Below are 16,308 nucleotides of genomic sequence, written 5' to 3'. Positions count from 1 at the left end.
ATCAATGATACAGCGTAGGCTTATTCCTACATACATATTTTTAATTATCTGCTCATTCATTTCAGTGTTCCCACTTTATTGGATGATTGCAGCAGCAACAAACTCATCACTTGAAGTTGCAAGAGGTTCCATTGCATTTGGAAGTCAGCTTTTAGTAAACTTCAACAATCTTAAGAACGCAGTTCAAGGTACACTTTGGAGCAGTATGGGAAATTCATTCTTTTACTCAATTGTACAGACTATATTTACACTTTTTGTATGTTCAATAGCTGGATATGGATTTGAGCTATATCACGACAAGGGAAAAGATAGACTTTTTGGTGTGCTTCTTCTTGCAATGATGGTTCCAGCTGTGGCAACAATGGTTCCTTTGTATCAGTTGGTATCAGGAGCAAAGCTTTTAAACTCAGTATGGGCTTTCATTCTTCCTGGTATTTCAACACCATTTATGATTATGATGTTCAGACAGAATTCTCGTAATTTCCCACCTGACATCATGGAAGCAGCCAGAATCGACGGACTTCCTGAATGGAAGATTTTCTTCAAGATGTATGTTCCAATTCAGAAATCAATCTATGCAGCAGCTGCTGTTATCACATTCATGAATGCTTGGAATGCATATTTATGGCCAAAGGTAGTAATGAGCGATAACCGTGCTCAGACAATGCCAATGTTCATAGCAAACATTTCAAGTGGTTACACCGTAGATTACGGTATGACAATGCTTGGCGTATTATTCTGCTCAGTGCCTACAATGTTCGTATTCTTCGTACTTCAGAAGCAGTTTGCAGAAGGAATTACAGGATCGGTAAAATAAAATGAATGAATTCAATTATGAAATTGTAAAAGACCCAAGAGTTTTTCAACAAAATAGATTAGATGCTCACTCAGACCACGAGTATTACGACAGCGAAGCATATGCATACGGTGAAAAATCTAATTTCAAGTACTCTTTAAATGGCACTTGGAAATTCGAATTTGCCAAGAATTATGAGTGTTGCGACAAGAACTTCTATGAGGACGGCAGAGATTGCAAGGGATGGGACGATATCAAAGTACCAGCCCACATCCAATTAGAAGGCTACGACAAAATCATGTACGTGAACACTCAGTATCCATGGGATGGTCACGAGGCCGTAGAGCCTGGCGAAATACCAACGGAGGAGAATCCAGTTGGAAATTACGTCAAGTATTTTACAGTTCCAGAATTCATGAAAAATGGTCCAGTCTACATCTCTTTTCAGGGTGTAGAAAGTGGATTCGCCCTCTGGCTTAACGGTCAGTATGTTGGTTATAGCGAAGATTCCTTTACTCCTAGCGAGTTCGATTTAACACCTTTCATCAGAGAGGGTGAGAACAAGCTGGCAGTGCAGGTGTTCAAATGGACAGCTGGAAGCTGGTGCGAGGATCAGGATTTCTTCAGATTTTCAGGCATTTTCAGAGAGGTTTATCTGTATACAGTTCCGGAGACACACATTCGCGACATTCGTATCCAAACCCTTCTAGATGACGATTATAAAGATGCTACTCTTGTAATCGATATGGATGTTGTTGGAGAGGGACTTGTTCAGATGACTCTTTCTGATGATGATGCAGATGTGCTAAACAAAATGGCAGTAAAAAATGGCAAGAATCATATGGAAATTCATGTGAGGGAGCCAAAGCTGTGGAGTGCAGAACATCCATATCTTTTTGATTTACAGCTGAATGTATTCGGCCCAACAGGCAGACTTTCAGAGGTAGTAAAGGAAAAAGTTGGCTTTAGAAAATTCGAGATGAAGGACCATATGATGCACATCAACGGCAAGCGCATCGTATTCAAGGGTGTTAACCGCCACGAATTTTCATCGTCAACAGGACGTGCCCTTTCAGAGGAGGACATCCTCAAGGACATCATTACAATTAAGCAAAACAATATAAATGCAATCCGTACAAGCCATTATCCAAACCAGACATTCTTCTACAGATTGTGCGATATCTTTGGATTGTACGTTATTGATGAAACGAATTTAGAGACTCACGGAACATGGCAGACACCTATCCAAATCCTGAAAATGAGGGATGATAGCTACGCTGTTCCAGGAGATAGACCAGAATACACAGATAACGTTATCGACCGCGCCCACAACATGTTTGAGCGTGATAAGAATCATCCTTGTGTCCTGATTTGGTCACTTGGAAATGAAAGCTACGGCGGAACCAACCTTAGAAAGATGCAAGACAAGTTCCATGAATGGGACAATACACGTCTTGTACATTACGAGGGTGTTTTCAACGATAGAAGAGTAGATTTATCAGATGTTGAATCTACAATGTATGTCTACGTAAAAGATATTAAAAAGTGGCTTTCAGAGCACAGAGAGAAGCCTTACATCAACTGCGAGTACATGCATGCCATGGGAAACAGCTGTGGCGCCATGAGCAAGTATACAGAGTACGCTTATGAGGAGCCACTGTTCCAGGGCGGATTTATCTGGGATTACATCGACCAGGCCATCACAAAGAAAGATGTAAATGGCGTTGAATTCGAAGGCTACGGCGGAGATTTCGACGACAGACCAAACGACGGTAGCTTCTCAGGAGATGGCATCTGCTACAGCAAGGACAGAGAGCCTAGCCCAAAGATGCAGGAGGTTAAATTCGATTATTCAAATATCAAGATAACCTTTGATGAGGGCAAGGCCATCATTGAAAACAGAAATCTGTTTACTAACACAAATGAATACACAGCCATTCTTACAGTAGAAAAGATTGGTGATTTGATAGCAGAAGAGGAGTTAGTGATTGATTGTCCTCCGCTTGAGACTACGGAATATGCGCTAGAGCTTGATTTGCCAAGGGATGATGAGTATGTAGTGACACTTTCATTTGTTCTTGCAGAAGATACAATGTGGGCAAAGGCAGGCCATGAAGTAGCTTACGGCCAGACTACAGTTGGGCGATTCACCTTCGAAAGAGGACCAAAGCAGCAGCTTAAGGTTACTCAGGGCTTCCACAACCTGGGCGTAAAAGGCGATGATTTCGAGGTGCTATTCGTAGGACAGAAGGGCCTTAGCTCATACAAATATCACGGAAAAGAGCTGTTAAAGCGAATCGTATTGCCAAACTTCTGGCGCCCTATGACAGAAAATGATTTGGCAAACCAGTTGCCATTTAGAGCGGCTCAGTGGAAATTAGCAAGCAAATACATCTCAACATCAGTTATGGATCAGGGAATCAACGAGTTCCCACAGGTAGATGCCACAGATGAGCGAGTAAAGGTAACTTATACCTATCACATGGCTACAAAGCCTGCAGGAACCTGTCAGGTAGAGTATGTAGTATATGCAGATGGACTTGTTGAGTGTAGTTTAAGACTTCCTGCATCAGCGGAAATAGGCGAGCTTCCAGAGCTTTCAATGATATTTGCACTTGATAGCCAGCTTGAAAACCTGGAATGGTACGGCAAAGGTCCAGAGGAAACATACAACGACCGTGACCATGGCAAGCTAGGAGTATTTAGAAATAAGGTAGCTGATAACATGGCTAAATACTTAGTGCCACAGGAATGCGGAAATCATCAGGATACAAGGTATGCAAAGCTTACCGACAATCGAGGAGACGGAGTCCTCTTCCTTACAAAGAACAATGGATTCTCGGCCCTTCCTTACACAGTACATGAAATCGACGAAGCAATGCATCCAACAGAGCTTCCACCAGTTCATTTCACACACGTGAGAATAGGCAAGCAAATGGGTGTTGCTGGAGACGATACCTGGGGTGCAAAAACACATCCAGAATTCATGCTAGATAATAGCAAAGACATGGAGATTTGCTTTAGTTTCAGGGGTATATAAGGTATAATTAGATTCGGCTACACATGTGGCCGGATCTTTTTATTTAGGAGGTAGGATAATGTTTGAATCAAACGACACATTCGTAGAAGAGGCAGTAAAGGTCATAGAAACAGCCCAGGAAAAAACAAAAAAAACAGGTGCTGCTGTAGCAACATTCTGCTTATTAGTTGGTACTGTTGGTTATTCAAGAGGGATTTTAACACTTATAATGGCGATTTTGCTCATTATTATGGGTATATTTACGATAATCTTATATTCGAACAAAAACATCGAATATGAATATGACTACACAAATGGTAGCCTTGAGATTGCGAAAATCATCAATAACGAAAAGAGAAAAAAGGTTGTCACAATCGAGTCTAGTGAGATAAAGATGGTTGCAGCAGTTGGAACAAACGAATCACTTAAGTTTGACCATGTTCAGCTTAAGACATATGACTGCTCAGCACACAATGAAGAAGTAAAAGATTACATCTTAGTGGCTCATAGCGAGGCAAAAGGCAACGATTTCAAAGTAATATTCAATCCTACAGACAAGTTGCTTACAGCAATGGAGAAATACAATAAGAGAGACATTTATCGTTAGAATTAAAGGAGAAATGTGATGAACGAGCAGGAGTTAAAAGTAATTTTTGAGGAAAAGTTCGGCCAGGGTGGCGATATTCGTACATACTTTGCACCAGGCCGTGTAAATCTTATAGGAGAGCACACTGATTACAACGGTGGTCACGTGTTCCCATGTGCCCTTACAATCGGTACATATGCAGTTGCTAGAAAGCGTGAAGATAGAGTTATCAAGCTTTACTCAGCAAACATCGAGCATGTAGGAGTTATCGAAAGCTCACTTGATGACCTCACAAATAAGGATGCATATCACTGGGCAAACTATCCACTTGGCGTAGTTTGGGCTATGATTGAGAAGGGTTCAGAAATTAAATCAGGATTTGAGATGTGTGTTTGGGGCAATATTCCCAACGGTTCAGGCCTTTCATCATCAGCATCACTTGAGGTACTTACAGGCACAGTAATCACTGATTTATTCGGTATCGACAAGACAATGACAGAGTTAGCCCTCATCGGACAGTACTCTGAGAACAATTTCAATGGATGTAATTGCGGTATAATGGACCAATTTGCGGTTGCAATGGGTAAAAAAGACCACGCCATTTTCCTTGACTGTGCAGATTTATCCTATAAATATGCCAGCGTAAAATTGGACGGAGCAAAGATTGTAATCACAAATTCAAAGGTAAAGCACTCACTTGTAGACAGCGCATACAACGATAGACGCAACGAAAGCGCACAGGCTCTTGCTGATCTTCAGACAGTATGTGGCATCAGCACACTTGGCGAGCTTACAGATGAAGAATTCGAAAAGTATGGCTTTGCAATCAAGGACGAAGTAAACTATCGTCGTGCAAAGCATGCCGTAGCAGAGAATCAGCGTACAATCAAGGCCGTAGAAGCTCTGAATAAAAACGACATCGAAACATTTGGTAAGCTTATGAATGCCAGCCACGTATCACTTCGCGATGATTACGAAGTATCATGCGAGGAGGTAGATTTCCTTGTAGAGACAGAGTGGAGCGTTCCAGGAGTAATCGGCGCCCGCATCACAGGCGGCGGATTCGGCGGCTGCACAGTAGCTATCGTAAAGGACGAAGCTGTTGAAAACTTCAAGGAGACAGTAGGAAAGGCATACAAAGAAAAGTATGATTTAGACGCAGAGTTCTACGTAGTAGACATTGGTGATGGAGCTAGAAGATTGAGCTAATAAAAGATTTTGTAGGGAGGCTATCCGAAAGGGTGGCCTCTTTTTTAATCTAAACAGTTGCATGCAACTAATCCTTGTTTTAAAATTACAAAAGATTAAAAGAATAATGGAGGTATGACATGATTAAAGTTGGTATTTTAGGATACGGAAATCTTGGACGTGGTGTAGAAGCTGCTGTTACTCTTAGCGAAGACATGGAGCTTGTAGCTATTTATACTAGAAGAGATCCAAGTACAGTTACAGTAAAGTCTAACGCACCTGTTAAATCTACAGCAGATTTGGATACAGGAAAAGAAGATATAGATGTACTTGTTATTTGCGGAGGTAGTGCTACAGATTTACCAGAAATGACACCAAAGTACGCAAAGCTCTACAATGTTATCGATTCATTTGATACACATGCAAGAATCCCAGAGCATTTTGCAAACGTTGACAAGGCTTCAAAGGAAGCTGGAAAGCTTGGTCTTATCTCATGTGGATGGGATCCAGGAATGTTCTCATTGAATCGTCTTTATGCAACATCAATCCTTCCAAAGGGACAGGCTTACACATTCTGGGGCAAGGGCGTTAGCCAGGGTCACTCAGATGCAATTCGTCGTATCGAAGGTGTTGTTGATGCTAGACAGTACACTGTACCAGTTCCAGAAGCGCTTGAGCGAGTTAGAAATGGTGAAAATCCAGAGCTTACAACAAGAGAAAAGCACACAAGAGAATGCTTCGTAGTTGTTGAAGAGGGTGCTGATAAGGCTCGTATTGAGAAGGAAATCAAGGAAATGCCTAACTACTTCTCAGATTATGATACAACAGTAAATTTCATTTCAGAGGAAGAGTTAAAGAAGAACCACAGTGGTTTGCCACACGGTGGAAGTGTTATCTACACAGGCGAGACAGGATTTGATGGCAACAAGCACGTCATTGAGTACAGCTTGAACCTCGATTCAAACCCAGAGTTTACAGGCGCTGTTCTTACAGCATATGCAAGAGCAATTTCTCGCATGAATAAAGAAGGCGCTACAGGTGCAAAGACAGTATTCGACATCGCACCAGCTTACCTTTCACCAATTCCTGCAGAAGAGCTTCGTGCTCACTTCCTTTAGGATACAAAAAAGCCATTATGTAGGCTTGTTGCCGTAACATAATGGCTTTCTTTATTTAGATAAATTTATAAATTGTAGTTGAGTGAGCCTTCTGGCCTGCTTTGGCGATTGGCTGCTCAAATGTAGGTACGTTTACTGCATTTGGGAAGTACTGAGACTCGAAGCATACTCCAAAGCGTTTGCCGTAAGGGCAGTCACCCTTGCCGATGTGGCTGTCATCAAGGTAGTTGCCAGCGTAAAGCTGTACACCAGGTAAATCTGTGTAAACTTCCATCTTTCTTCCGCTTGCAGGATCTTCGAGTGTACAACTTGGCTTTGTAAGAGAAGGATTGTTGAGGCAGTAATTGTGGTCGAAACCGCCTGCCCAGTTGAGCTGATCATAGTCAGCATCTGTATCCTTCTTCAGAGCTTTAGGGGTAGTGAAATCCATTGGAGTTCCCTTTACTTCACGACATTCTCCGTGAGGAATAGACTCTGAATCAGTGTGAGTATATCTGTCAGCATCAATCCAAACGATGTGATCCATAACAGAACCTGAGTCATGTCCGTTCAAATTGAAGTAGCTGTGGTTAGTTGGGTTGAAGATTGTGTCAACATCTGAAACCCCTGAATATTCAAGCTTTAATGAGTTGTCATCACCAAGAGTGTATGTGATTGTGATATCCATTTCTCCAGGGAATCCGCATTCTCCGTCAGCCTTGTGGCAAGTGAATGTGATATGGCTGTCATCAACAGACTCTACATTCCAAATGCGCTTGTGCATTGGATGGAAGCCTGAATGAAGATTGTTCTTTCCATCGTTGGCATCGAGCTTGTACTCAACACCATTTAAAGTAAATTTTGAATCGCCGATACGGTTGCCATTAGGGCAGATGCAGCATCCAAATCCAGGTGAATTCTCAAAATAATCCTCAATATTGTCATATCCTAAAACTACATCTGTAAGAATTCCTTCCTTATCAGGAACCCAAAGCTCTAAAAGGTTACAACCAAAATTCATGATTTTTGCCTGCATACCATTCTTATTAATAAGAGTATATGCAATCATGTCTTCGCCGTTTTTAGTAACGCCTACTTTTTCTTTTTCCACGATAAAAACCTCCCTATAAAATAACTTTGACTTCTTGCTGATAGAAAAAGGAAATTGTCAGCAAGAATCTACACTAATGATAAATGTATGTGGTTTTTAATACAAGTGATACAAAATAATTAATCAATTTATAAAGGTAAAAATGTCAAAGAAATGACATTATGGTAATATATTTATATCAAAACAAGGCGGTCCGCGAATGAAGGCCAATAACAAGAAAATATTTCGACTAATCAAACTCCAAATAGTACTGCTACTGCTGCTGGTTTCGGCCGTCACCTATTACTATGCCAGCGGTTACGCAGCTCAAGTCTCTGAGTTAAAATCAGAGGCTACTTCTCTTGTAAAAAAATCCACGGAAGATACATTTAGACAGATAGAAACCAGTGAAGTATACGATGCAAATGGCAACACGATTTCTGTGCTAAAGGGAGAGAAGGATGTGTACTACATCACTTACGACCAGATTCCACAGAACGCAGTGAAAGCCTTGGTTTCCATTGAGGATAAAAAGTTCTTCGAGCACAACGGTATCGATTATAAAGGAATCGCTAGAGCTCTTTACACCATGCTAAAGGATAAGGAAATCACTCAGGGTGGTAGCACCATCACCCAGCAGCTTGCCAGAACAATCTTCCTCAGCAATGAAAAGACATGGCAGCGTAAGGTGGAGGAAATTTATATCGCATCGGAGCTGGAAAAGAAGTATTCCAAGGAACAGATATTAGAGTTCTATTTAAATAATGTTTATTTTGCTAACGGATATTATGGCATTGAGGCGGCAGCAAAGGGATATTTCAGCAAGGATATTTCGGAACTGACCCTATCGGAAGTGTGCTACCTGCTTGCCATTCCTAACAGCCCGACCTACTACGACCCAGTAGTGAATCCAGAAAACACTATCACCAGACGAAATACTATATTGTCATCAATGTTGAAGGATAAGGTGATTAGCGAAGCAACTTACACGTCGGCAGTGAACGAAAATATTGTGCTGACAAGGCCAGATAGCATCAAGAATAATTATGTAGAAACATACGCATATTACTGTGCAACCAGGGCGCTTATGAAGGCAAATGGCTTCGAGTTCAAGACTGAGTTTGACTCGGATGAAGACGAGGAAGCCTACAACAGAGCCTATGATGAGGCTTACAATCATTGGAATACCACATTATTTACATCAGGATATCGAATCTACACATCCATAGATATGAACATGCAAAATCAACTGCAGGCGGCAATAGATTCCCACCTGGAGGATTTTACAGATGTTAATGACGATGGAATCTACACAGTGCAGTCGGCAGGAGTTTGCATTGACAACGAGACAGGCATGACCAAAGCAATTGTTGGTGGCCGTAGTCAGGATGTGACAGGCTACACATTAAACAGAGCATATCAAAGCTTCCGCCAGCCAGGCAGCTCAATCAAGCCACTTATTGTTTACACTCCAGCCATCGAAATGGGCTACACCCCAGACAGCAAGGTGATGGACGTAAAGACGGCGGATGGCCCGGAAAATGCAACAGGTACTTATTCCGGAGAAATAACATTGCGCCAGGCTGTGGCACAGTCCAAAAACACAGTAGCTTGGCAGTTGTATTCGGAAGTGACACCACAAAAGGGAATCCAGTATCTAAAGAACCTGGGATTTTCCCACATAGAAGATGACGACTATGGCATGGCAGCATGTCTTGGCGGCCTTACAGTTGGCGTAAGTCCTTTGGAAATGGCAAAAGGATATGCCACTATCCAAAATGATGGCTATATGCGAGAGCCAGATTGCATTTTGCAAATCACCGATTCTGAGGGAGAGGTACTTTACGAAGCCCAGGAAGAAGAGGTACAAGTTTACGAAGAAAATGCTGCCAGAACCATGACAGATATGCTACAATCGGTAGTGGCTGAGGGTACCGCCAGAGGCATCGACCTTGGTGAGATGCCAGCAGCAGGCAAAACTGGTACCACCAACGACAACCGCGATGGCTGGTTTGTTGGCTACACCAGATATTATACCACAAGCATCTGGGTTGGCTCTGATCAGCCCAAGAAAATAGCGGGCTTGACTGGCTCATCTTACCCAGCTAAAATTTGGGAAGAATACATGAATACCATTCACGAAGGCCTGCTACCTGCAGAGTTCAAAAAGCCAGTGGAATACATCGGCACAGAAGAGCAGCAGGACGAAGTGGAGATGGATGAAGAGGGCGAATCAGAAGAAGAGCCATACGGTGTCTTTGATGAGGAAAATCCTGGGGAAGCCCCTCAGGAGCCTAACACATACAAAATTATTACTGAAACTTTCGACGGTACGGAAGTGCCAGAGGGCGCTATTCCAGATGGCGCCACAGATATAGAGATAACAACCACCACTGAAGAAGTGGAGGATCAGGTTGAATAGAAGTAATATGGAGGATTTTGAAAGAAATGGCAAAGTACGGATTTGGATTGGATTTGGGGGGAACAACATGTAAGTGCGGCTTATTCACAGCAGATGGTGAGCTACTTGAGAAGTGGGAGGTTCCTACAGACACATCAAACGGCGGTGTAAACATCCTTAAGAATCTTGCACAGACAGTTGTTAAGAAGATGGATGAAAAGAACATTGCTGCTGACTATGTAGCAGGCGTAGGTATCGGAATTCCTGGACCTGTATCAGATGACGGTGTTGTAAACCGTTGTGTAAACCTTGGTTGGGGCGTTTTCAACGTAGAGAAGGAATTCTCTGAGTGCCTCGGCGGTCTCAAGGTTAAGGCTGGTAACGATGCAAACGTTGCAGCACTTGGCGAAGCTTGGATGGGAGCTGCAAAGGAATATTCAAGCTCAGTAATGGTAACACTTGGCACAGGTGTTGGCGGTGGTGTTATCATCAACGACGATATCATCAGCGGTGCAGCAGGTGCAGCAGGAGAAATCGGTCACATCAGAGTAAATTACACAGAGGAAAACACTTGCGGTTGTGGCAATCACGGATGTCTTGAGCAGTATTGCTCGGCAACAGGTATTGCTCGTCTTGCAAAGATTCGCCTTGCTCAGAACGATGATGCAAGCAGCCTTAGAGATGTGGAAACACTTGATGCAAAGGCTGTTTTTGATGAGGCAAAGAAGGGTGATGTAGTTGCAAAGGAAATCGCAAGACGTGCTTGCGAATACTTGGCACAGGGCCTTCAGGTAATCTCTTGTGTGGTAAACCCAGAAGCCTTCGTTATTGGCGGTGGCGTTTCAAAGGCAGGCCAGTATCTTGTTGATGAAGTAGAATACAGATTCAATCAAATCGCATTCCACGGCTGCAAGAGCACAAAAATCGTTCTCGCATCACTTGGAAACGATGCTGGTATCTACGGCGCAATGAAGCTTATCCTTTAATTAGAAATAAAGCAAACAAAAAGGCAGGTCATCTCAAGACCTGCCTTTTACAGTACATATTTATTTTTTAATAACGCCAGCGTATCCCTTGCCAACAAGAACACTTGCAACATCTGTAAGTGTCTTGAATTCTACGTCGCGTCCACTTGCCAACCAATCCTTGTAAATAGATGTGATTGCCTTTGTGTATGAACGTACGATTGAAGGATGCTCAGTCTGGTTGAAGAACTTAGAAAATTCGTCACTGTTCAAAACCTTATCTACAACTGCATTGTAGAAGAATGAATATGACTCATCGCACATAAGCTTCTTCTGTACCTTGCTGCATGACTCAAGATATTTGTAGAAGTATGTGATACATCCACTAAGATCCATATCTAATGCATACTTTCCAATATGCTCTAATAAGTCTGAAGAAACTTCTTCTTCAATTTCATCAATCAAGTCATCCAAAGATGTATAGTGAAGATAAAATGTCTTTCTGTTGATTCCTGCTCTTTCTGTAAGATCGGTAATTGAGATTTCGCGATAGTCACGTGCTAGTACGAGTTCATTAAATGACTTTCTAATTGCGGTAAGAGTTCTTCTTACTCGTAAATCTTTGCTTCGTTCTCTCATGTTATACTCCTTTTCTTATTAATTACTTCCCTAAGGCGGATTAAGCAATAAATCCATTCTCTAACGATTATGTACTCCCCTATTCAAGTCCTATCATTATGTCTATTGTCTACTATACCACGGATGAAGTCGCTCGTGGACTTTTTAATAGAATTTTAATATTTTTTTTGTTGCTTGGACACAATTTAGAGTGTATAATGCAAATTGTCCGAAACCGAATTGTCCGGAACCGAACATTCCGAAGTCGGACATTCCCAAAGCAAATTAAAGAAAGAAATTATAGAGGAAAGGAGAAGAAATGAGTTCAAAGGAATTTGACAATAAGACACATATAGGTTTTTTGTGCGGAAGCATAGGTCGTGAAGTCAAGGACGCAATTCACAGAGGCGCCTGCGACAACAAAATGGATCTTTGCACAACAAAGAACGGATGGCTTATTGGTTATTTTGTTAGACAGACTGAACCAATTTTCCAAAAAGATTTGGAAAAAGTTTTCCATTTCCCTAAATCTACATTGGCAGATATGATTCAGACCCTGGAGCGAGATGGCTTGATTGCCAAGGTCCCAGTAGATGGTGACGGACGCAAAAAGCAAATCATAGTTACAGAAAAGGGGATGGAGTTTCATCATCTTATAGAGAACCAAATACATGAAGTAGAAGAATATGTAACAAAAGGTATCTCTGAAGAAGAAATCGCCACTGTGATTCGCGTCCTTGAAAAGATGCAGCAGAACGCTAGGGAATATAAATCTTACGTAGAATTAAAGAAGGAGGATTAAATTTGGTAAAGAGATTATTACAGGAAACAAAAGAATACACCGCAGCAGCACTAGCGACTCCTGTTTTTATGATTCTTGAAGTAGCAATGGAAATGATAATTCCACTTCTTGTAGCAGATTTAGTAGACAAAGGTGTTGAAGCGGGCAACATGAGCGAGATTTATCGAATCGGTGGATACATGCTCATTTGCGCAGTCGTAGGTTTGTTTGGCGGCGTAATGGGAGCTGTTTACGGAAGTAAGGCTTCTGCAGGACTAGCCAAAAACCTCAGAAAGAAGATGTTTGAAAACATTCAGACCTTCTCATTTGAAAATATCGATAAGTTCTCAACAGCAGGACTTGTTACACGTCTTACAACAGACGTAACAAACGTACAAAACGCATTTATCATGGTTCTTAGAATGGGATTCAGAGCACCAGTTACAGTTATCGTTGCTATGATTCTTTCTTTCAGAATTAATGTACATATTGCATCGAACTTCTTTTTTGCTATGGTCATCATTCTTGCATTCATGACTTTTGTACTTTTCAAGACAAGACCATTATTCGAAATTCTTATGAAGAAGTACGATGACTTGAACGCATCTGTACAGGAAAATGTCACAGGTATCAGAGTTGTAAAGGCTTACGTTCGTGAGGCATTTGAAAAGACAAAATTCGTCAAGGGCAGCCAGGGCATCTACAAGGCAGCAACAGCTGCAGAAAAAATGATCGCCTTCACAATGCCAATGATGAGTGCAGTTATTTATGTATGTATCATCCTTATCAGCTGGTTTGGTGCCCATGAGATTGTTATCGAGGGCACACTTACAACTGGTGAGCTTGTTTCGTTATTCTCATACTGCATGAACATTCTTACGTCACTCATGTTCTTCGCTATGATTTTCATCATGGTTACAATGTCAATAGCCAGCATGAAACGTATTTATGAAGTACTTGAGGAAAAGACAACAATCACAAATGGTGAGAATCCAATCTATGAAGTGCCAGATGGATCAATCCAGTTCAAGGATGTTGTCTTCGGATACAACAAAACAGCAGAGCGCCCAGTTCTCGACCACATCAATCTTCAGATTAACTCTGGCGAGACAATCGGCGTACTTGGTGGAACTGGTTCAGCAAAGACTACTCTTGTTTCAATGATTTCACGTCTTTACGATGTGGATGAGGGTGAAGTTCTTGTAGGTGGCAACAACGTTAAGGATTACGATGTTGAGACAATTCGTAATCAGGTTGCCGTAGTTCTTCAGAACAACGTACTTTTCTCTGGAACAATTGCTGAAAACCTTCGTTGGGGCGACAAAAATGCAACAGACGAGGAAGTAAAGCGTGCTGCAAAGCTTGCATGCGCAGACGAATTCATCGAGAAGTTCCCAGATGGCTACAACACACACATCGAGCAGGGTGGTACAAACGTATCAGGTGGACAGCGCCAGAGACTTTGTATTGCGCGAGCTCTTCTTAAGAAGCCAAAGATTCTTATCCTTGATGACTCTACATCAGCAGTAGATACAGCTACAGATGCAAGCATCCGCCGTGCTTTCCGGGAGGAAATCCCTGGCACAACAAAGCTTATCATTGCACAGCGTATCTCATCTGTTATGGATGCAGACCGAATCATCGTTATGGATGATGGTAAGGTCAACGACTTCGGTACACACGAAGAGTTGATGGCTAGAAATGAGATTTACAAGGAAATCTATGAGCAGCAGACAGGCGCCGGCAGCGGCGACTTTGACAAGGCTCAGGAAGGAGGCGAGGACTAATGGCTAGAGGACCACAACCAGGATCAATTCCTAAACTGACAAAAGAGCAGAAGGCCGCAAGACGAGGAGTTCTCGGCCGCCTTGTTAAATATGTAGGAAGCAGATACCCAGCGCAGCTTGTGCTTGTTATTATCTGCATCTTCCTTTCAGTAATCTGCAATGCAAAGGGAACAGCCTTCATGCAGGAGCTGATTGATTCATATATTTTGCCAATGATACAGACTGGCAGCACAGATTTTGGACCACTTGCAGATGCTATTAAGACTTTGATTGTCTACTATGCAGTTGGTATCATCGCAATGTTCTCATACAATTTTATTATGATTTTCGTTGCCCAGGGCTCACTTAGAGACTTGAGAAACGAGATGTTTGAGAAGATGGAGGATTTACCAATCCGCTACTTCGATACACACGCACACGGCGATATCATGTCAGTTTACACAAACGATATTGACACACTTCGCCAGATGATTTCACAGAGCTTCCCACAGATGTTCAACAGTGCAATCACCATCGTCACAGTATTTGTGTACATGCTTATGATGTCACCAACTCTTACAGGTGTGACAATCGTAATGATTGCTTTGATTACTCTTGTTACAAAGACACTTGCTGGCACATCCGGAAGATACTTCCGCAAGCAGCAGAAGGCCCTCGGTGCAGTAAACGGAAACATCGAGGAAATCATGAATGGCCAGAAGGTCGTTAAGGTATTCTGCCACGAAGAAGAGGTAATGGAGAAGTTCAACGAACTTAACGAGGAACTTTTCGAGAACGCTTATCGTGCTAACAGACTTGCAAACTGCTTAGGCCCAGTAAACATGCAGCTTGGTAATGTAAATTACGTTATCTGCGCAGTTGTTGGTGGTACACTTGCCCTCAACGGCTGGACAGGCCTTACACTGGGAGCCCTTGTTTCATTCCTACAGTTTACTCGTTCATTTATCATGCCAATCCAGCAGGTATCACAGCAGTTCCAGTCTATCGTCCTTGCTATGGCCGGCGCAGAGCGTGTATTCGAGCTCATCGACCAGGTACCAGAAACAGACGACGGCTACGTAATGCTTGTTAATGCAAGAGAAGAGAATGGCGAAATTGTTGAGTGCGAAGAGCGTACAGGAATGTGGGCTTGGAAGCACTTCCACAAGGCAGAAGGCACAACAACTTATCAGAAGCTTGAAGGCGATATTGTGTTTGATGACGTAGACTTCGCCTATAATCCAGACAAGGTTGTCCTTCACAACATCAAGCTTTTCGCTACACCAGGTCAGAAGATTGCCTTCGTTGGTGCAACTGGTGCCGGAAAGACAACTATTACAAACCTTATTAACAGATTCTACGATATTGCTGACGGAAAGATTCGTTACGACGGAATCAACATCAACAAGATTAAGAAGGCGGACCTTCGCCGCTCACTTGGTATCGTACTTCAGGATACACATTTGTTTACGGGCACAATTGCTGACAACATCCGCTACGGTAAGCTCGATGCTACTGAAGAGGAAGTTATTGCAGCAGCAAAGCTTGCCAACGCAGACGGATTTATCCGTAGATTGCCTCAGGGTTACAACACAGTAATCAAGGGTGACGGCGGCAACCTTTCACAGGGCCAGCGCCAGCTCCTTGCAATCGCCCGCGCAGCAATCGCAGATCCACCAGTACTTATTCTTGACGAGGCAACATCATCTATCGATACTCGTACAGAGAAAATCGTACAGGACGGTATGGACAAGCTTATGCACGGCCGTACAACATTTGTTATTGCCCACAGACTTTCAACAATCCGCAACGCTGATTGCATCATGGTTCTCGACCAGGGACGCATCATCGAGCGCGGTAACCATGAAGAGCTTATCCAGGAAGGCGGTAAGTACTACCAGCTTTACACCGGTAAGATTCAGAATGCGTAAAGCTTTGGAATAGAAAATGAAAAACCTTCGCGGTGCTTCGGCGCTGCGGAGGGTTTTTTTATTATGGAAT

12 protein-coding genes are annotated in these 16,308 nt (G+C 42.5%); 10 read left to right on the top strand and 2 right to left on the bottom strand.

Annotated elements, in window-relative coordinates; all coding sequences use genetic code 11:
* The first annotated feature begins 4 nt into the window (after positions 1-4).
* The 5 genes from E7274_RS03550 to E7274_RS03530 all read left to right on the top strand — a co-directional run bounded on the left by E7274_RS03550 (position 5) and on the right by E7274_RS03530 (position 6,707).
* The gene (locus E7274_RS03550; RefSeq protein ID WP_304173840.1) at positions 5-817 is read left to right on the top strand and encodes a carbohydrate ABC transporter permease; all 813 of its coding nucleotides are present in this window, start codon (positions 5-7) and stop codon (positions 815-817) included.
* A gap of 1 nt (position 818) precedes the next feature.
* Positions 819-3,836, top strand: coding sequence for a glycoside hydrolase family 2 TIM barrel-domain containing protein (locus E7274_RS03545; RefSeq protein ID WP_304173771.1), 3,018 nt, complete (start codon positions 819-821; stop codon positions 3,834-3,836).
* 58 nt (positions 3,837-3,894) lie between these two features.
* On the top strand, positions 3,895-4,422 hold the full coding sequence (locus E7274_RS03540; RefSeq protein ID WP_304173769.1) for a DUF6106 family protein: 528 nt from the start codon (positions 3,895-3,897) through the stop codon (positions 4,420-4,422).
* Positions 4,423-4,440: 18 nt separating this feature from the next.
* Complete coding sequence (locus E7274_RS03535; RefSeq protein WP_304173767.1) at positions 4,441-5,610, top strand: galactokinase; 1,170 nt, start codon at positions 4,441-4,443, stop codon at positions 5,608-5,610.
* Between the two features lie 119 nt (positions 5,611-5,729).
* The gene (locus E7274_RS03530) at positions 5,730-6,707 is read left to right on the top strand and encodes a diaminopimelate dehydrogenase (protein ID WP_044939128.1); all 978 of its coding nucleotides are present in this window, start codon (positions 5,730-5,732) and stop codon (positions 6,705-6,707) included.
* A 55-nt stretch (positions 6,708-6,762) separates the two neighbouring features.
* Here E7274_RS03530 and E7274_RS03525 read toward each other — a convergent pair whose 3' ends face one another.
* Positions 6,763-7,797, bottom strand: a complete 1,035-nt coding sequence (locus E7274_RS03525; RefSeq protein ID WP_304173765.1) for an aldose epimerase family protein — start codon at positions 7,795-7,797, stop codon at positions 6,763-6,765.
* A 199-nt stretch (positions 7,798-7,996) separates the two neighbouring features.
* Between E7274_RS03525 and E7274_RS03520 the strand changes: the two genes are divergently transcribed.
* Positions 7,997-10,198, top strand: coding sequence for a transglycosylase domain-containing protein (locus tag E7274_RS03520; RefSeq protein ID WP_304173763.1), 2,202 nt, complete (start codon positions 7,997-7,999; stop codon positions 10,196-10,198).
* A 26-nt stretch (positions 10,199-10,224) separates the two neighbouring features.
* On the top strand, positions 10,225-11,163 hold the full coding sequence (locus E7274_RS03515) for an ROK family glucokinase (RefSeq protein ID WP_304173762.1): 939 nt from the start codon (positions 10,225-10,227) through the stop codon (positions 11,161-11,163).
* Positions 11,164-11,223: 60 nt separating this feature from the next.
* Here the strand turns inward: E7274_RS03515 and E7274_RS03510 are convergent, their stop codons facing one another.
* Entirely contained in the window at positions 11,224-11,781 is a 558-nt protein-coding gene (locus tag E7274_RS03510) for a TetR/AcrR family transcriptional regulator (RefSeq protein ID WP_090395239.1), read from the bottom strand.
* A gap of 298 nt (positions 11,782-12,079) precedes the next feature.
* Between E7274_RS03510 and E7274_RS03505 the strand changes: the two genes are divergently transcribed.
* From E7274_RS03505 to E7274_RS03495, 3 genes are read left to right on the top strand one after another with little or no spacing between them, the layout of a single operon-like run.
* Positions 12,080-12,562: a MarR family winged helix-turn-helix transcriptional regulator gene (locus E7274_RS03505; protein ID WP_304173760.1), complete on the top strand. Its 483-nt coding sequence runs from the start codon at positions 12,080-12,082 to the stop codon at positions 12,560-12,562.
* Between the two features lie 2 nt (positions 12,563-12,564).
* The gene (locus tag E7274_RS03500; RefSeq protein ID WP_304173758.1) at positions 12,565-14,328 is read left to right on the top strand and encodes an ABC transporter ATP-binding protein; all 1,764 of its coding nucleotides are present in this window, start codon (positions 12,565-12,567) and stop codon (positions 14,326-14,328) included.
* Positions 14,328-16,238 (top strand): ABC transporter ATP-binding protein, encoded by a 1,911-nt coding sequence (locus E7274_RS03495; RefSeq protein ID WP_304173756.1) that lies wholly within the window; start codon positions 14,328-14,330, stop codon positions 16,236-16,238. The genes E7274_RS03500 and E7274_RS03495 overlap by 1 nt, the downstream gene beginning before the upstream one ends.
* Positions 16,239-16,308 lie beyond the last annotated feature (70 nt).

It is taken from the genome of Pseudobutyrivibrio ruminis (assembly GCF_015057245.1).
Classification (GTDB): Bacteria; Bacillota; Clostridia; order Lachnospirales; family Lachnospiraceae; genus Pseudobutyrivibrio; species Pseudobutyrivibrio ruminis_E.
The sequence above is the reverse complement of the archived record's forward strand: the minus strand, read 5'-3'. Positions and strand labels throughout refer to the sequence as shown.

What these genes read in the sequence shown, in the direction of transcription:
- E7274_RS03550 (WP_304173840.1), top strand. Translation starts at nt 5, where the DNA reads ATGATACAGCGTAGGCTTATTCCTACATACATATTTTTAATTATCTGC.
- E7274_RS03545 (WP_304173771.1), top strand. Translation starts at nt 819, where the DNA reads ATGAATGAATTCAATTATGAAATTGTAAAAGACCCAAGAGTTTTTCAA.
- E7274_RS03540 (WP_304173769.1), top strand. Translation starts at nt 3,895, where the DNA reads ATGTTTGAATCAAACGACACATTCGTAGAAGAGGCAGTAAAGGTCATA.
- E7274_RS03535 (WP_304173767.1), top strand. Translation starts at nt 4,441, where the DNA reads ATGAACGAGCAGGAGTTAAAAGTAATTTTTGAGGAAAAGTTCGGCCAG.
- E7274_RS03530 (WP_044939128.1), top strand. Translation starts at nt 5,730, where the DNA reads ATGATTAAAGTTGGTATTTTAGGATACGGAAATCTTGGACGTGGTGTA.
- E7274_RS03520 (WP_304173763.1), top strand. Translation starts at nt 7,997, where the DNA reads ATGAAGGCCAATAACAAGAAAATATTTCGACTAATCAAACTCCAAATA.
- E7274_RS03515 (WP_304173762.1), top strand. Translation starts at nt 10,225, where the DNA reads ATGGCAAAGTACGGATTTGGATTGGATTTGGGGGGAACAACATGTAAG.
- E7274_RS03510 (WP_090395239.1), bottom strand. Translation starts at nt 11,781, where the DNA reads ATGAGAGAACGAAGCAAAGATTTACGAGTAAGAAGAACTCTTACCGCA.
- E7274_RS03505 (WP_304173760.1), top strand. Translation starts at nt 12,080, where the DNA reads ATGAGTTCAAAGGAATTTGACAATAAGACACATATAGGTTTTTTGTGC.
- E7274_RS03495 (WP_304173756.1), top strand. Translation starts at nt 14,328, where the DNA reads ATGGCTAGAGGACCACAACCAGGATCAATTCCTAAACTGACAAAAGAG.